Below are 16,489 nucleotides of genomic sequence, written 5' to 3'. Positions count from 1 at the left end.
CATCAAAGATAGTCAGTGCGATCTTTTTCGGTCGTCATGGCCGGGACAAGCCCGGCCATGACGTGTGGGGAGAACTCGGCTCGCCCTCAGGCCGCCTTCTTCCCGCTGCCCGCATCGAGCCCGGCATAGACACCACGCTCGAAGCCCGTGAAGGCCTCGATGCACTTGGCGTCGACGAACGGCAACACCTGCATCAGGATCACGCCGGAAACATCGCGCGCCGGGTCGATCCAGAAATAGGTGTTGGCGAGACCGGCCCAGGCGAGGCTGCCGGCGCTGCGGCCCTCCGGCGTCTTGGCAGTATTGATCAGGAAGGACAGCCCCCACTTCTTCACGATGTCGGGGAAGAGATCGACATCGTTGGTGTACATGGGCGCAACCGTCGTCATCTTGCCAATGGTGAGATCGCCGATGTGGTTCTGGCCCATCAGCGCGACCGTCTCGGGCTTCAGCACCTGGTTGCCGTTGCCGCGGCCCTTGTTGAGGATCATCTGGGTGAACTTGATGTAGTCGCCGGCAGTGCCGTAAAGGCCGCCGCCACCCATGCAAAATTCCGGATTCTGCTCGATCTCGAACGGGATCGGCGCCAGCGATCCATCCTCGCCGCGAGCATGGGTGGCGACCAGCCGCTGGCGCATGTTGTCGGTGATCTTGAAGCCGGTGTCGCTCATACCGAGCGGAGTGAAGAGATTGTCGCGCAGATAGGCATCGAGCCGCTTGCCGCTCACGGCTTCCACTGCCTTGCCGACGAAGTCGATGTTGATGCCGTATTCCCAGCGCGTACCGGGATCAGACATGATCGGCGTCTTCAGCGCGACGTCCTGGCAGGAGAAGATGTTCGGGGTTCCGGTCTTCTCCAGATAGACCGCGAGATCGCCGTTCCACACATTGTAAGCAAAACCGGCGGTGTGGGTCATGAGCTGGCGCAGCGTGATCGCGCCCTTCGCCGGCCGCAGCTTCGGCTCGCCCTTGGCATCAAAACCTTCGAGCACCTGCGGCTTGGCGAGGTCGGGCAGCACCGAACCGATCGGCGCATCCAGCGACAGCTTGCCCTGCTCGACGAGCTGCATCGCGCCCGCTGATGTCACCGCCTTCGTCATCGACGCGATCCAGAACACGCTGTCGTCAGTCATCGCATCGGGCTTGGACAGGTCGCGCTTGCCGAACGCGCCTTGATAGATCACGTCGTTGCCGCTGGCGGCAATCGCGACGACGCCGGGAATCTCCTTGGCGTCGCTCTTCTGGCGCAGGATCTCGTCGATCTGGGCTTTGCTTTGCATACGCGTTTCCTCCGGTTTGATTATTGTTGGAAGCGAATGATTGTCCTCCTGCACGGTCCGCGCGGCAAGCGCGTCCAGATGCCCGCACTGGTCGCGATGTCGTGACTTGACGGTCCGCGGCGTGCGCAGGACGAGAGGGGGCTGAACTGCAACACTCCGTCACAATCTGCGGTGGATGGCCGCAACTCACCGTGACCGTGGATGGGCTCTGGCGATATGTTTCACGTGTTTGAAGCACTTGAAACATTTTGTGCGTTGCGGCGTTTCCGCACACGGCCAATCGACGGCCAACGTTAAGACTTGATTCAAATATTGGCGGTCGTTCATGACCGCGAGGGGGACCTCAGATGATTTCGACCTGGAGCGAATGGAAGCGCTATCCCCGTCCCGGACGGGGCGACAATCTCGAGGCGCCGATTTCGCCCGGCATTTACGAGGTCCGGATCGCCGGCACCGGCGCGCTCTATTCGTTCGGCGCCGTCGATAATCTGGCGCAGGCGCTGGCGCTGCTGCCGGTGGGCTCGAAATCCTGGTTCGGCCGCCGCGACACCTCGGACGTTCCCGATCTCGAATACCGGACGTGCGCGACGTCCTCGAAGGCCGACGCCAAGGCAGCCGCTGAGCGCATGATCGGCCGGCGCGAGACCTATATGAGTGGCGCGGCATAACCGCGCCGTTGCCACTTTAACTCCCAGCAGATGTGCGTTGCGGGACGGTGCATTGCGCGCCGTCTGTCCCTATATTCGGGGTCGATCCGATCGCGCCCCGAGGAGTAACGCCATGACCCCGACTGCCGCCGCACGCGCCCCGCAAGCCACGTCCAATCTGCGCGACCGGTTGAAGGATCCGTCGTTGCTGAAGGAGGCCTGCTACATCGACGGCGCCTGGGTCGGCTCGCCGGTCTTCGCGGTGAACAATCCCGCGACCGGCATCGAGCTCGCGAAGGTTCCGCAGCTCGGTGCGGACGATACGACCAAGGCGGTCGAAGCCGCCGAGCGCGCCTTTCCGGCCTGGGCCAAGCACACCGCCAAGCAGCGCTCCAACATCCTGCGCAAATGGTTCGAGCTGATCATCGCCAACCGCGAGGATCTCGCGCTGATCCTCACCTCCGAGCAGGGCAAGCCGCTCTCCGAGGCGCTCGGCGAGGTCGATATCGGTGCCGCCTATATCGAGTTCTTCGCCGAGGAAGCCCGTCGCGTCTATGGCGAGACCATCCCGACTCAGCGGCCCGATGCGCGCCTGCTCGCGATCAAGCAGCCGATCGGCGTCTGCGGCGCGATCACGCCGTGGAATTTCCCGAACTCGATGATCACGCGAAAAGTCTCGCCGGCACTTGCGGCCGGCTGCACCGTGGTGCTGAAGCCCGCCAACGAGACGCCGCTCTCGGCGCTGGCGCTGGCCGTGCTCGCCGAGAAGGCCGGTGTGCCCAAGGGCGTGCTCAACATCATCACCGGTGACGCGCCGCCGATCGGCAAGGTGCTGTGCGAGCACCCGGCGGTGCGCTTCGTCGGCTTCACCGGCTCGACCGCGGTCGGCAAGATCCTCTACCAGCAGGCCGCCGTCGGCGTGAAGCGGCTCGGCCTCGAGCTCGGCGGCAATGCGCCGTTCGTGGTGTTCGACGATGCCGATATCGATGCCGCGGTCGAAGGCGCGATCGTCTCGAAATACCGCAACATGGGTCAGACCTGCGTCTGCGCCAACCGCATCTACGCCCAGGACAAGATCTACGACGAGTTCGTGCAAAAACTGTCGAAGAAGGTCGCGGCGATGAAGATCGGCGATGGCACCGAGAGCGGCGTCACGCAGGGCCCGCTGATCAATTTGAAAGCGGTCGACAAGGTCGAGCGCCACATCGCGGACGCCGTCAAGCGCGGCGCCAAGGTCGTGACCGGCGGCAAGCGCAGCGAGCTCGGACGCTCCTTCTTCGAGCCGACGGTGCTTGCCGACGTCAAGCCGGACTCGCTGGTGGCGCAGGAAGAAACGTTTGGCCCGCTCGCGCCGGTGATCCGCTTCAAGGACGAGGCCGATGTCATCGCGATGTGCAACGCCTCGCCGTTTGGCTTGGCTTCGTACTTCTACTCCCGCGATCTCGGCCGCGTCTGGCGCGTCGCCGAAGCGCTGGAATCCGGCATGGTCGGCGTCAACACCGGCCTGATCACGACCGAAGTCGCGCCCTTCGGCGGCGTCAAGGAAAGCGGCCTTGGGCGCGAAGGCTCGCGTCACGGCATGGAAGAATATGTCGAGATCAAATACGTGATGATGGCGGGGGTGTGAGGGCCGTCGCCGATCAGCCCTTGCTTCGACGCAGTTCGCTGGGGCTGCGCCCGAATTCGCGGCGCATCCATTTGGCCAGGTGGGATTGATGGGAAAAGCCTGCTTCCAGGGCGATATCGCTGAGCTTGCGATCGCCCTGGAGGAGGAGCTGGCGCGCGTGCTCCACCCTCCTTCTCAGGATGTAGCGATGGATCGTGACGTCCATGGCCGCCTTGAACCATGTACGCAGATGTGAGCTGCTGACGCCGGCCTCGCGGCAAAGAATGTCGATAGTGAGCGGCTGGTCGAGGTTTGCATCGATGTAGGCCAGAACTCTCTGGAGTTGCGCGTTCGTGAGGCGGATGGCCTCTCCCGGCGGATCATTCGCCAGGTTGATCAATTCGACCGCCAGGGCCATTCCCACGTTTTCGGCAAACAACGGGCCGCTCGGCGAGCCCGCTTTCACGTCGCTTTCGAGAGCCTGTCCAAGCAGAACGATGCGGTCATTCCGCAGCATATGATGATGTGTGAGCCGGGCGGCTGCCAATTGTCGACTCCTTGATGCTGCATGGTCCAGCATGCCTGGTGCGAGCCGGATCTGAAGCGACTGGTAGGGCGTCTCAGCCACGAAGCCGCCGATGGCGCCGGACGGAACCACATCGATATCGCCGGCCTGACGTAGAAACTGCTCCCCGGTCTCGAGACAGAATGAGCGCGTCGCCCGGCTGAGGTGGATGATGATGCGATGATCGCCGATCGGCTCCAGCGCAACGGCGTCAGGCTCGGTTCGCCTGGCCGCAGCGGTGGCGGCGGCCGATGTTGACGCCGAACTCGATCTCGCACGCATGGGTCAGGCTCCAGATCTTGGCGGAACGTGTTCGATATTTGGCGGATCGTGCGCGATTTTCAACGGCGCCGGCGTCAAAGAACTCATCTGTCGTTTCCCGACAAATGAGGATGCCAAGTGAGTCACTACGTGATTGTGGGAGCCGGCCCGGTCGGGCGCGAAACCGCGCGCCTTCTGGCGGAAGAAGGGCACAGCGTCATCCTGACCAGCAGGAATGCCGGATCGCTCAATGCGGGAGATGTGCGTACGGTTTCGTCGGATGCCACCGATGCCGCACAGCTGGCGGTACTCAGCAAGGGCGCGGATGCGATCTTCATGTGCGCGATGGCGGCCTATCATCGTTGGCCGACCGACTTCTTTCCGATCATGGACGGAACGGTCAAGGCGGCCGAGCAGGTTGGTGCCAGGCTGCTCGTGGCTGGGAATGTCTATGGCTATGGCGCGGGGGCTGCGAGCCCTCTCACGCCAAACATGGAGCCGGACCCGACCACCCGAAAGGGCACGACCCGGCACATCATGTGGCAGTGTGCGTTGCGATCGAGCGTTCCCGCCCTTGAAGTGCGGGCGAGCGATTATCTCGGCGAGGGCGCAGTCGCCTATTTTTCCCTGCTGGCGTTGCCGTCGCTGCTTAGGAACGAGCCAGTTGCCTTCCTCGGCGATCCGGATGCCGCGCATGCCTGGTCTTTCACCAAGGACACGGCGAAGACGCTGGTTGCGGCGTCGCGCTTCACTGGAGAATGGGGCCGCGCCTTTCACGTGCCGTCGCAGTCGGCGTCGGTGCGCGAACTGGTACGGAGATTCGCAGCCGCGCTGAAGATCGACGCTCCTGGCCTATCGCGACTCGCCCCGGCTGAGCTGGACGGCATCGGCTTCAGCGAAGGGATCGAGATGGCCTATTTGTTCGAAAAGCCGCTTTTGCTCGATGCCGGCGATACAGAGAAACTGCTGGGCGTCACGGCGAGCAGTCTGGACACGATGGTTCGCGACACACTTTCGCAAGTAGCAGACATGCATGCGACAGGGAAGGAAGCAAAATGAGTGAACAGGTGACCAATCTCGTCCAGAACTACATCGCGGTCTGGAACGAGAGAGATGCCGGGAAGCGCCGGTTGCTGATCGAGAGAGTCTTCAGCGACGCGTGCGTCTATATCGATCCTAATGACTCGGTGGCTGGAAAGGATGCGATCGAGCGCCTGGTGCAAGCCTTGCAGGCGAGACTTCCGGATCTCCGCTTCACGCTCGCCGGTCACGTGAACGCGCATCACGATCAGGTCCTGTTCGGCTGGACGCTGGCTGCGCCCAGAGCCGCAACACCTGCCGCCACAGGCGTCGACATGGCGGTGTTGGACGGTGATCGCATTCGGCAGCTTCATGGATTTGTAAATCCGCGGGACCAATAGCGTGTAGCCCGGACTGCGCTCCGCTCCATCCGGACTACAGGCCCGTCACCGCCGCAACACCGCAATCGTCCGGTTCGCGAACGTCAGCCGCTCGGCCATGACCGACACGAAGTAGGTCAGCAGCTTGTGGCTGAGCGCGGGGTCCTCGTCCCTGATCGCGTCGAACTGGAGCGTGTTGAGCACGTAGAGCACGCTGGCGACCTCGGCCTGGATCGTCGCGCTGCGCGGCGTGTTCGACACCAGTCCCATCTCGCCGATCGTGGTGTAGCGCCCCAGGCTGCGCACGCGCGTGGTGCGGTCGTCGTCGGCGGGGACCATGATGCCGACGCGGCCGTCGAGGATGAAATGCATGGAATCGGCGGGGTCGCCGGCCTGCACGATGACGTCGCCGGCCTCGACCTCGAGGCGCTGGCAGCGGTGGATCAGCGCGTCGGCGTCGGCCTCGCTGTCGAGTATCCCGGTCAACCAGTCGCGCAGGCTGGCCTCTTCCTGCTCCCGCCCCTGATGCTGCGAGATGATCTCGTTCTCGCACCATTCCAGCGCATGATCGAGCTCGCCGATGATGGTGACGCCCTCGCCGATGAAGTCGCTGGAGCGCAGCACCTTCTCGGCCGCCGCCGACAGATGCACCAGGATCAGCTCGACGCCGAGGTCATGCGCGCTGCGCTTGATCTGGGCGAAGCTGTAGGCAGCCGAGGAATCGACGCCGGTGACGAGCTTGAAGTCGAACAGCAGATAACGGCACTCCGGGCGCTCCTGGAGCAGCTGTTTGACGTGCTGGTAGAGCCGGTTGGCGGAGCCGAAGAACAGATAGCTCTGCAAGTTCAGGCCCTGGATGTTGCCGCCATGGGCCAGCAGCACGTCCTGGTCGTCGCGCGAGCGGTCGAGCGAGGAGCGATATTCCGAGCCGTCGAAACTGTACTTGATCGACTCCACCCGTGCGGCGCTGAACGCAAACGTCGCGCAGCCGATGATCACGCCGATCAGAATGCCCGGCACGAAGCCCCAGGTTACGATGATCGCGATGATGGCGATCAGCGAGAGATATTCGAGCTTCGAGAGCCGCTTGCGCGACTCGATGATCCATTTGTGGAGCTGGTCGGCACCGAGATAGAGCAGAAGGCCACCGATGACGAATTTCGGGATGAAGCCGAGCAGATCGGGCGCGACGGCAAGCATCAGCAGGGACAGCGCCGCGACCGTGAGGCCGGACAAGCGCCCGCGGCCGCCGCTGGAGAAATTGAGGATCGAACGGCTGATCGAGCTGCAGCCGGCATAGCCACCCAGTATGCCGGTCAGGATATTGGCGGCGCCGGTGACGTTCAGCTCGCGCTCCAGATTGGCCTCGCGATGCACGGCAACCTCGATGCCGGTGGTGTTGAACAGCGTGCTGGAGGCCGTGACGAAGATGACGGCAACGACGTTGCCGAGCAGGTCCGGCACGGCAAACCAGGGATAGCGGGCGAGATCGTCGGTGTGCCAGGGCAGCACGAAGACCGCCTGCGGCGGCGGCTGAAACGTCCAGCCCAGGGCGCGGGCGTGATCGAATGAAACACCGGTGATCCAGAACGCCAGATGCGCTGTGAGCACGCCACCAACCAGGATGATCGGCAACCCGAACGGGCTGCGCGAGCGATGCCAGGTCAGATACAGCACCAGCGCCATCGCGCAGGCGGCGCCCAGCTCCAGCAATGTGGTGCCGTTGGTGAAGTGCGTCAGCGTCGTGAGCTGGAGCGGGTGGTTGGTGATCACCCGCACCGCGCCCAGGGCGATGAGAAGTCCGGTGGCGCCAAGGAAGCCACCGACGACGGGATAGGGCACGTAGCGGATGGCGCGGCCCAGCCGCGTCAGGCCCAATCCGCACAGCACCAATCCTGTCAGCACCGTCGACAGGCCGAGCGTGATGAGAACCGGCGAGAGCAGCGGTGCCGACAGGTTCGCCGTCTCGAGGCGTTCGACCACCGAGGCCGCCAGAATTCCCGTCACCGCCGCGGTCGAGCTGTCGGGAGCACCAATTGCGAAGGGCAGGGTGCTGCCGAGCCCGATGACGACCGCAAGCACCGCGGAACTGACGAAGGTCGCCGTGATTCCGTAGGACAGGTAAGGCGAGAGCGGCCCGGCGAAGATCAGCAGCGAATAGGACAGCCCGAAGGTGACGGTCAGGACGCTGGCGGCCGTTCCGCCCAATATATCATTCAACGCACGCTTGAGGGCCGGATTGAATCGCGAAGCCGGGCTGAGAATAATTGCTGGATCGGTCACGCCGTTGCGCTCGCCCCTGAAAAGTCCCGTCCCGAGACGTAGACGAGTACGGGCTTAGCGCAACTGGATTCTTGTAACTGTGAAATATCCGACAGTTTTGCGGCGGTTTGGCGTGTGAACGGCCAATCACACGCGGCGGCCATCCACGTCATTGCGAGCGCAGCGAAGCAATCCAGTCTGTGTGTTCCTCATCCTGAGGAGCGCGGAACGCGCGTCTCGAAGGATGAAGGCCCCGCTGGTGGCCTCGCCCTTCGAGACGCGCGCAAAGGGCGCGCTCCTCAGGGTGAGGAGCAGCAGCTCTGGATTGCTTCGCTTCGCTCGCAATGACGGAGCGAGAGGTGGCGACGAAGCTAAATCTTCAGCTCTTTCCCCGTCACGCGCCTGTAAGCTTCGAGATAGCGCTTGCTGGTTGCGTCCACGACGCTGGCGGGCAGCGGGGGCGGCGGCGCGTCGCCGTTCCAGCGGCCGGCGTGGCGCTCGACGTCGAGATAATCGCGCAACGGCTGCTTGTCGAAGCTCGCCTGCGGCTGGCCGGGCTTGTAGGCATCGACCGCCCAGAAGCGCGAAGAATCCGGCGTCATGACTTCGTCGATCAGGATGATACGGCCGTCCTTGTCGCGGCCGAACTCGAACTTGGTGTCGGCGATGATGATGCCCTGCTCGCGGGCGAGCTCCTCGCCGAGCGTATAGACCGCGCGCGTCATGCTCTCGAGCGTGTAGGCGACCTCGTCGCCGACGACTTCGCGCATCTTGGCGATGGTGATGTTCTCGTCATGGCCGGTCTCGGCCTTGGTCGCCGGGCTGAAGATCGAAGGCTCCAGCTTCTCGCTCTCGACGAGGCCCGCCTTCAGCTTCTCGCCGGCCAGCGTGCCGCTGGCGGCATATTCCTTCCAGGCCGATCCCGAGAGATAGCCGCGGATCACGCATTCGATCGGGAAGACGGTGGTGCGGCGCGACAGCATGGCACGGCCGAGGATCTCGGCGCGATGCGGCTTCAAGGCCGGCACGGCGGCAATGATCTCGTCGGCGTCGGCGCTGATCATGTGATGCGGCACCACGCCTTCGAGCTCGTTGAACCAGAATGCGCTGATCTGGGTCAGCACCGCGCCCTTCATCGGGATGGTCTCGCCCATCACGACGTCGAAGGCGCTGATGCGGTCGGTCGTGACGAGCAGCAGGCGGTCGTCGTCGACGGCGTAGATATCGCGCACCTTGCCGCGTCCGATTTTGGGCAGGGGCAGGTCGCTGGAGAGCATGGCGGTCATCGGCAGGGCCTTCGCAGACAAGTCCATCGGACAGGAGATTCAGGCCGCACTGGATGGTACGGCCTAAATCGGGATAGCCTATTCCGGCAGCGGAATGAACTCATGTTCCTGCGGAACCGCGGCGAAGCGGCCGGTTTTCCAGTCCTCCTTGGCCTGCTCGATCCGCTCCTTGCTGGAGGAGACGAAATTCCACCAGATGTGGCGCGGGCCTTCCAATGCATCGCCACCGAGAAACATCATGCGCGTCGCTTTCAACGCCTTCACGGTGATGCGGTCGCCGGGCCGGAAGATCAGCAGCCGCGGCCCCTCATAACGCTCGTTCGCGATCTCGACCTCGCCGTCGACGACGTAGATGGCGCGCTCCTCGTGGTCGGGGTCGAGCGGCACGCTGGCGCCCGCGACCGCCGTGACCTCGGTGTAGAACCAGGGCGACACCATCGTCACCGGCGAGGTGATGCCGAAGGCGGAGCCCGCGATCACCCGCGCGGTAAAATCGCGCTCGGAAATCATCGGCAAATCGCCCGCGCCGTAATGCTGGAACGACGGCGCGATCTCTTCGGATCCGGCCGGTAGCGCGATCCAGCTTTGCAGGCCCAGCATCTGCTGCCCCGAGGCGCGCTGCGCGTCCGGGGTGCGCTCGGAATGGGCGATGCCGCGGCCGGCGGTCATCAGATTCATCGCGCCGGGCGCGATCTCCTGGACGTTGCCCTCGCTGTCGCGATGCATGATCGAGCCGTCGAACAGATAGGTGACGGTGGCAAGCCCGATATGCGGATGCGGCCGCACGTCCATGCCCTTGCCGGAGACGAACTGCACGGGGCCGAAATGATCGAAGAAGATGAAGGGCCCGACCATTTGCCGCCTGCCATGCGGCAGCGCGCGCCGCACCACGAATCCGTCGCCGAGGTCGCGGGTGCGTGGCACGATGACGAGATCGAGCGCATCGCAGGACATGGGATCGCCGAGCACGGGATCGTTCGAGGGTTGCCAGCTCATCTTGGTCTCCTGTTTCTTGCTGGTATGATCGTAACAGAACAATGTCGGGAACGGGAGAAGACCGATGATCCCACCGCTCAAGCCAGGCGCCAGGCTGCTCGAGGTCACAGGCCCCCGAATCGAGACGGAACATTTGATCCTGCGGCCATGGCGCGCGAGCGATATTGCACCGAACGCCGCGATGCTGTCTGATCCCGGCACCGCCCGCTTCATCGCCGCCGACGGCAAGCCGGTCACGACCGAGATTGCCGGCTGGCGTAACGCGGCCGTGATCTCCGGACACTGGGCGCTCCACGGCTTCGGCATGTTTGCTGTCGAGGAGAAATCGAGCGGCAGCTACATCGGGCGGGTTGGTCCGTGGTGCCCGCCGGGCTGGCCCGGCTTCGAGGTCGGTTGGGGCATCGCCAGGGAATTCCGCGGCAAAGGTTATGCGGTGGAAGCGGCCAGCGCATCGATCGACTGGGTGTTCGACAGCTTTGAGATCGACGAGATCATGCACTGTATCGAGAGCACGAATACACCGTCGCAGGGCGTGGCGCGCAGCCTGGGCGCCCGGAAGGAGCGCGAGATCGATCTGTTCGGCAAACCGGCTGACGCCTGGATCACGTCGCGCGCCGCGTGGACCCGGCGAAATTGAATCGGTCTTTGATCTGAACTAGGTTCGCGTCACGCGCGTGCGTGCGCGATCGGGTCGACCGGATGCTGCTTGCCAATCTCGAACTTGCCTTTCGCGCCGGCGCCGTAGCGCTGCTGTTGGTGTTGGCGGCATCGTTGTTCTCGGACTTCCGCAACGTGCTGGCGGCTCGGCTCGGCGCGGCCTTCGCGCTCGGCTCGGCCGCGCATGCGGTGAGCTATTCGGTCGGCGTGACGTCGTTGGTGCCGGCCTGGCATGCGCCGCTGATCGCACTGTCGACCGGCAATATCGTGGTGTTCTGGCTGTTCACGCGCGCGCTGTTCGACGACGATTTTCGCTTGCGCTGGTGGCACGGACTGGTCTGGGGACTGGTGACGGCCTTCAGCTTCGCCGGGTGCGTCTGGATCGCGCCGAGTGGGAACGTGCGGTTCTCGGTCACCGTGGTGAACCTGATCGTGCTCGGCTTCATCGCGCTCGCGGTGGGGCAGACGATCGCCTCGTGGCCGGCCGATCTGGTCGAGCGCCGCCGCCGCGTTCGCGTCTTCATCGTCTGCGCTGCCGCGCTCTATGGCGGACTGAACGCGCTGCTCCAGATTGCCGTCGCCGGCAGCGACGTCGGCGATGTCGCCAACACCATCAATGCCGGCGTGCTGGCCTGCGTCGTCGCGGCCATCGCCACCGCGATGATGCGTGTCGATGGCGCGGACCTGTTTCCGGCGAATGCGGGCATCACGCCGGCGGTCATTCTGAGCCATCCCACAGCCACCGATGAAGCCGCCGACCAGAAGCTGATCGATGCCCTGATGCGGCTGATGGCGGACGAGCGGATCTATCGCCAGGAGAACATCACCATCGGCGTGCTGGCGGGCCGGCTGAAAATTCCCGAATACAGGCTGCGTCGGCTCATCAACCAGCGGCTCGGCTACCGCAATTTCAATGTGTTCCTGAACAACCACCGGATCGAGGAAGCCAAGGCGGCGCTCGCCGATCCCGCGCAGGCCGAGGTCCCCGTCATCACCATCGCGATGGACGCCGGCTTCCAGTCGCTCGGTCCCTTCAACCGGGCCTTCAAGGCGGTCACGGGCGTGACGCCGACGGAATACCGGCGGCTGAAGGTGAGTGCGGCGTAACGGGCTCTTCGCCTCTCCCCGCAAGCGGGGCGAGGGAGCGCACCGCCGACAGGTGGCAGTTTTCTCGAAGGTAAGAATTTGAAATAACTGGTTATTTCCAGAATCGACCAGCCCGGTTCAGTTTCAGCCAGTCCATTTTCCAAATCCGGCGAGCACTCCTCCGCCCGCTCCGGCTTCCTGCCCGGCACGTTCCCCGAAGCCGGAGAAAGCCCGTGACCCGCCGCCGCAAGATCATCCTCCTCACCACCACCGTCGCCTGTATCGGCCTCGCATTCGGCGCGGCTCGCGCGCGCAACGCGCCGCAGGTCGCCACCGGCTTCCTCGCCGACATCCTCTGCGCCGAGACATTTGTCTCCGGCCTCGATCCGCAGCGCACCTTCACCGAGACCACCGACGCGATGCCGGGCTCAGGCCTGATCACCTGGGCGATGGACTACCGGATCGACCGGGTGCGCAAGGACGTCACCGTGACGCTGTTCGGCCTCGGCCGCAGCCATGCCGTCTATCGCGAGGGGCTGGGCTGTACGCTCGAGCACGGCGCTGATATCGCCGACGTCGCGCCGCCGGCCGACGACAAGCAGCCCGCATTGCTCCCCGAGATCGCGGGACCTTCAATCGTGCCGCCGCAAAGCCCGGAGCTATCGGCCGCACTCGATCGCGCCTTCACCGAACCCGCGCACCCGCCCACCCGCCGCACCCGCGCCATCGTCGTCATGAAGTCAGGCCGCGTCATCGCCGAGCGTTATGCGGATGGTGTCGGGCCCGAGACGCCCCTGCTCGGCTTCTCCATGACGAAGTCGGTGATCTCGGCGCTAACAGGCATTCTCGTGCGCCAGGGCAAGCTCAAGCTCGACGGGCCTGCGCCGGTCGCCGCGTGGACAAATCCGGACGATCCCCGCCACGCCATCACCGTCGACCAGCTGCTGCGGCACACCGCGGGCCTCGCGCTCGGCAGCTCGCTGCAGGCTTCGCTCGGCTCCGCTTTCGAACCGGTCAATCGCATGAAATTCATCGAGGACGACATGGCCGCCTATGCCGCGAGCACGCCGCTTGCGACCGCGCCGGGCACGGTGTGGAATTATCACGATGGCAACACCATCATGCTCGCGCACCTGATCCGCAACGCCGCCGGCGGCAACCCCGCGGACGCGTTGCGCTTCGCGCGCCGTGAATTGTTCGCGCCGCTCGGCATGCGCCATGTCACGCTCCAGCTCGACGGCGCCGGCACGATCGAGGGGTCGAGCGAGATGCTGGCCTCCGCGCGCGACTGGGCGCGCTTCGGTCAGCTCTATCTCAATGACGGCGTCGCCGGCGGCAAGCGGATCCTCCCCGAGGGCTGGGTGAATTACGCGGCGTCAGCCACGCCGAATGCCTGGGTTGGCATCGGCGCCGGCTTCTGGACCAACCAGGGCGACAGCTTTGGCGCGAATTTCCGCGTGGAGCACGGCTGGCCGCGCGATGCGTTTTTCGCCAAGGGCACGATCGGGCAGTACACGATCATCATTCCCTCGGAGCGTCTGGTGATCGTGCGGCTGGGCCGCTCGCCGAACTGGCCGCCGGAAGCGGATGGCGTGTTCGATCTGGTGCGGGATGTCGTGGCAGCCACGCGCGAGAAGGGGAAAATGGCGGGGGTGGATTGACGTCTTTCTTACCCTCCCCTGGAGGGGGAGGGTCGATCGCGCGCAGCGCGAGCGGGGTGGGGTGATCTCTCCACTCGAGCACTGTTGGATGCGGAGGGACCGTCACCCCACCCCGTCTCATATTTCGCTGCGCTCAATATGAGCCGACCCTCCCCCTCCAGGGGAGGGTAAGCAGCTCCTACCTCCCCAGCTCCGTGGCCTTCGCCACGCGGTCGAACCGCTCCAGCGTCATGATCGCGTCGGCAAACTTCTCCGCGCGCGCGTTCAGCACCGGGCGCGCCAGCGTCAGAAACTTCTGCTGCATCGCCTGCGCATCGGGGAAAGAATTCGGCTCTCCGGAAGGATCGGCATAGAGCCGCTCATGCACGCCATCGTCCGTGGTGATGCTGACGCGCGCACCGAACGGATGGGTGCGGCCGACCTCGAGCCGGTCGTCCTGCACCACGTCGAATTTGTCGGCGAGCGCGTCGATGGCGGCGTCGCCCAGGCGGTTGTAATCATCCCAACCGAACGAGCCCTGGTCGAGCGCGAGCGCGCCGGTGAAGAACATCGAGAACTGGCCGCCGACGATCGAGGTCGGATGACGCTTGGTCGCGGCATCGCCGGTCAAGGTGATGCCGTTCCGGTGCAAACCGATCTCGACGCGCTTGACCTGGTCCGGCGTCAGATTGTGCTCGCGCCGCATCGCGATCAGCGCGTCGATCGCGGCGTGGGTGTAGCGGCAGCTCGGATATGGTTTGACGCCGATCTTCATGGTCTCGTAGGTCTTGCCGAGATCGGCCACCGCCTTGTCGGGATGCGCATCGTCGGTATAGCCGGCGAGCAGGCCGTGCTTGCCCTCGACCGATTCAGTAGCGCCGACGAAATCGTTGCGCGCCAGCGTCGCGGCGATCACGCCATTCATCGCGGCGGCGCCGACCTGGTAGCGCTTGTTCCAGGCGCCGTTGACGAGAAATTGCAGCGAGCCCGCGGCTTGGCTGCCGGAGACGCCGAACGCGGCGATGATCTGCTGCTCGGACAGGCCGAACAATTTGCCGGCGGCGGCCGCCGCGCCATAGGTGCCGGCGGTCGCGGTTGGATGGAAGCCGCGCGCGTAATGCGAGGTCGGGTCGAGCGCGTTGCCGAGCCGGCAGCAGACCTCATAGCCCGCCACGATCGCGGTCAGCACGTCGCGGCCCGAGGCGCCGACCATCTCGCCGACGGCGAAGGCGGCCGGAACCACCGGCGCGCTCGGATGCAGCGAGGAATCGGCGTGGGTATCGTCGAAGTCGAGGGAATGGCCGAGCGCGCCGTTGAGGAGGGCGGCGACCGCCGGCGTCCAGGTCTTGCTGTCGCCGAACACGGTGGACTCACCCTTGGTGTCGAGCGCGAGCGCTTCCAGCATCTTCAGGATCGAGGGGGTGGATTCCGCCTCGCTGCGGGCCCGGATGGCGCTGCCGAGGAAGTCCAGCGTCAGCACCTTGGCGCGATCCAGCACCTCCACCGGAATATCCTGGTATGTAAGATTGACGACATAGGCGGCGAGCGTTGCGGTTTCGTGAGCCATCGTGTTTCCTCGTTTTGGCGCGCAAGTTAGGCGGGCTGATTTGGCCTTTCAAGCGGCCTTGGGGCCGCGGGCATCAGCCATGCTTTTGCCTGGCTTCAAAAGGATCGGGACTTCTGACGATGGCATTTGCAAAACAGCTGTTCGACCGGATCGGGTCGCGGCGGACGCAACTCGGATTGGCGATCCGGGTCACGGTGGCCGCGGTGGCGGCCTATGCGATCGCCACCGCGCTGCATCTGCTGCTGCCGCTCTGGGCGGTCCTGACCTCGCTGATCGTGACCCAGATGAGCGTCGGCCGCTCGTTGAAGGCGACGCGCGACTACGTGCTCGGCACCATCGGCGGCGCCATCTATGGCGGCGCCATCGCGATCCTGATTCCTTATTCGACCGAGGCGGGCCTGTTGGGGCTGCTCGTGCTGGCGGTCGCGCCACTCGCCTTCGTGGCCGCGATCAACCCAAGCCTCAACGCCGCCACGGTGACGGCGATCATCGTGCTGCTGGTTCCGACCATGCACCATTCCGATCCCATGGCGTCGGCGATCGACCGCGTCAGCGAGGTCGGGGTCGGCGCCATCACTGGCCTGCTGGTCTCATTCCTGGTGCTGCCGTCGCGCGCCGTGCGGCAGATCCGCGCCAGCGCGGCCACGCTGCTTGAGCTGATCGCGGATGCCTTCACCGAACTGCTCGCGGGGCTCACGCGCGGCCGCGACAACGACGCGCTGCACCGGATCCAGGACGGCATCGGCACGGCAATGGTGGGCATGAATGCCATCGGCGCCGAAGCCGAGCGTGAGCGCTCCGCGCGACTGTCGAGCGGGCCCGACACCGGCCCGCTGCTGCGTACCGTGCTGCGGCTGCGCCATGACGTCGTGATGATCGGCCGTGCCACGGTGGTGCCGCTGCCGGCCGAGGTGCAGATGCGGCTCGCAGCCCCGCTGACGGAAGTCTCGACCGTGATCGCGCGATTCCTTCGCTCCGCCGCGGCTGCCTTGCGCGAGGGCGCCGGCGCGCCGGCGATCCATCCCGTCCACGTCGCGCTCCAGCATTATGCCGAGGCCGTTACCGCCGTCCGTCATGACGGCCTGATCCGTGGCCAGCCCGGCGACACCGCCGAGCGCTTCTTCGCGATCGGCTTCTCGCTGGAGCAGATGCACCAGAACCTCTGCGATCTCGATCGCGTCGTCGGCGAATGGTCGGAAGCCTCGACCGACAAGTCCGCGCGCGTGGCGGAGTGAG

General features: G+C 65.0%; 14 protein-coding genes. 8 read left to right on the top strand and 6 right to left on the bottom strand.

All coding sequences use genetic code 11. From position 1 onward, the window contains the following. Window positions 1-86 precede the first annotated feature (86 nt). Window positions 87-1,280 carry a serine hydrolase domain-containing protein gene (locus tag IVB46_RS31180; RefSeq protein WP_071908942.1) on the bottom strand — a complete coding sequence of 398 codons (1,194 nt, stop codon included), beginning with the start codon at window positions 1,278-1,280 and terminating at the stop codon, window positions 87-89. A gap of 347 nt (window positions 1,281-1,627) precedes the next feature. Here IVB46_RS31180 and IVB46_RS31175 point away from each other — a divergent pair, with 347 nt between their 5' ends. Both IVB46_RS31175 and IVB46_RS31170 read left to right on the top strand, forming a co-directional pair. Beyond that, complete coding sequence (locus tag IVB46_RS31175) at window positions 1,628-1,948, top strand: hypothetical protein (protein ID WP_028150598.1); 321 nt, start codon at window positions 1,628-1,630, stop codon at window positions 1,946-1,948. Between the two features lie 112 nt (window positions 1,949-2,060). Then, window positions 2,061-3,554, top strand: a complete 1,494-nt coding sequence (locus IVB46_RS31170; RefSeq protein ID WP_071908943.1) for an NAD-dependent succinate-semialdehyde dehydrogenase — start codon at window positions 2,061-2,063, stop codon at window positions 3,552-3,554. A 13-nt stretch (window positions 3,555-3,567) separates the two neighbouring features. Here the strand turns inward: IVB46_RS31170 and IVB46_RS31165 are convergent, their stop codons facing one another. Beyond that, window positions 3,568-4,380 carry an AraC family transcriptional regulator gene (locus IVB46_RS31165; protein WP_247305951.1) on the bottom strand — a complete coding sequence of 271 codons (813 nt, stop codon included), beginning with the start codon at window positions 4,378-4,380 and terminating at the stop codon, window positions 3,568-3,570. A gap of 117 nt (window positions 4,381-4,497) precedes the next feature. Between IVB46_RS31165 and IVB46_RS31160 the strand changes: the two genes are divergently transcribed. Together IVB46_RS31160 and IVB46_RS31155 are read left to right on the top strand one after the other, a co-directional pair. After that, complete coding sequence (locus tag IVB46_RS31160) at window positions 4,498-5,418, top strand: NAD(P)H-binding protein (RefSeq protein WP_247305946.1); 921 nt, start codon at window positions 4,498-4,500, stop codon at window positions 5,416-5,418. A gap of 8 nt (window positions 5,419-5,426) precedes the next feature. Continuing rightward, the gene (locus tag IVB46_RS31155) at window positions 5,427-5,780 is read left to right on the top strand and encodes a nuclear transport factor 2 family protein (RefSeq protein ID WP_247305944.1); all 354 of its coding nucleotides are present in this window, start codon (window positions 5,427-5,429) and stop codon (window positions 5,778-5,780) included. A 45-nt stretch (window positions 5,781-5,825) separates the two neighbouring features. Here IVB46_RS31155 and IVB46_RS31150 read toward each other — a convergent pair whose 3' ends face one another. From IVB46_RS31150 to IVB46_RS31140, 3 genes are all read right to left on the bottom strand, one after another. Next, window positions 5,826-8,042 carry a SulP family inorganic anion transporter gene (locus IVB46_RS31150; protein ID WP_247344189.1) on the bottom strand — a complete coding sequence of 739 codons (2,217 nt, stop codon included), beginning with the start codon at window positions 8,040-8,042 and terminating at the stop codon, window positions 5,826-5,828. 350 nt (window positions 8,043-8,392) lie between these two features. After that, the gene (locus IVB46_RS31145) at window positions 8,393-9,307 is read right to left on the bottom strand and encodes a phosphoribosylaminoimidazolesuccinocarboxamide synthase (protein ID WP_085405113.1); all 915 of its coding nucleotides are present in this window, start codon (window positions 9,305-9,307) and stop codon (window positions 8,393-8,395) included. 78 nt (window positions 9,308-9,385) lie between these two features. Next, window positions 9,386-10,303: a pirin family protein gene (locus IVB46_RS31140; protein WP_247305937.1), complete on the bottom strand. Its 918-nt coding sequence runs from the start codon at window positions 10,301-10,303 to the stop codon at window positions 9,386-9,388. Window positions 10,304-10,367: 64 nt separating this feature from the next. Here IVB46_RS31140 and IVB46_RS31135 point away from each other — a divergent pair, with 64 nt between their 5' ends. The 3 genes from IVB46_RS31135 (at window position 10,368) to IVB46_RS31125 (ending at window position 13,707) form a co-directional block, all read left to right on the top strand. Continuing rightward, on the top strand, window positions 10,368-10,940 hold the full coding sequence (locus tag IVB46_RS31135; protein WP_247305934.1) for a GNAT family N-acetyltransferase: 573 nt from the start codon (window positions 10,368-10,370) through the stop codon (window positions 10,938-10,940). Between the two features lie 62 nt (window positions 10,941-11,002). Then, entirely contained in the window at window positions 11,003-12,067 is a 1,065-nt protein-coding gene (locus IVB46_RS31130; RefSeq protein WP_247306922.1) for a helix-turn-helix domain-containing protein, read from the top strand. Between the two features lie 212 nt (window positions 12,068-12,279). After that, entirely contained in the window at window positions 12,280-13,707 is a 1,428-nt protein-coding gene (locus IVB46_RS31125) for a serine hydrolase (protein ID WP_247344184.1), read from the top strand. Window positions 13,708-13,885: 178 nt separating this feature from the next. Here the strand turns inward: IVB46_RS31125 and IVB46_RS31120 are convergent, their stop codons facing one another. Then, entirely contained in the window at window positions 13,886-15,253 is a 1,368-nt protein-coding gene (locus tag IVB46_RS31120; protein ID WP_247305927.1) for an MmgE/PrpD family protein, read from the bottom strand. A gap of 119 nt (window positions 15,254-15,372) precedes the next feature. On the opposite strand from IVB46_RS31120, the gene IVB46_RS31115 reads away from it, so the two are divergent. Continuing rightward, entirely contained in the window at window positions 15,373-16,488 is a 1,116-nt protein-coding gene (locus tag IVB46_RS31115) for an FUSC family protein (protein WP_247305924.1), read from the top strand. Window position 16,489 lies beyond the last annotated feature (1 nt).

The sequence above is a fragment of the Bradyrhizobium sp. 61 genome (genome assembly GCF_023073075.1).
Taxonomy (GTDB): Bacteria; Pseudomonadota; Alphaproteobacteria; order Rhizobiales; family Xanthobacteraceae; genus Bradyrhizobium; species Bradyrhizobium barranii.
The sequence above is the reverse complement of the archived record's forward strand: the minus strand, read 5'-3'. Positions and strand labels throughout refer to the sequence as shown.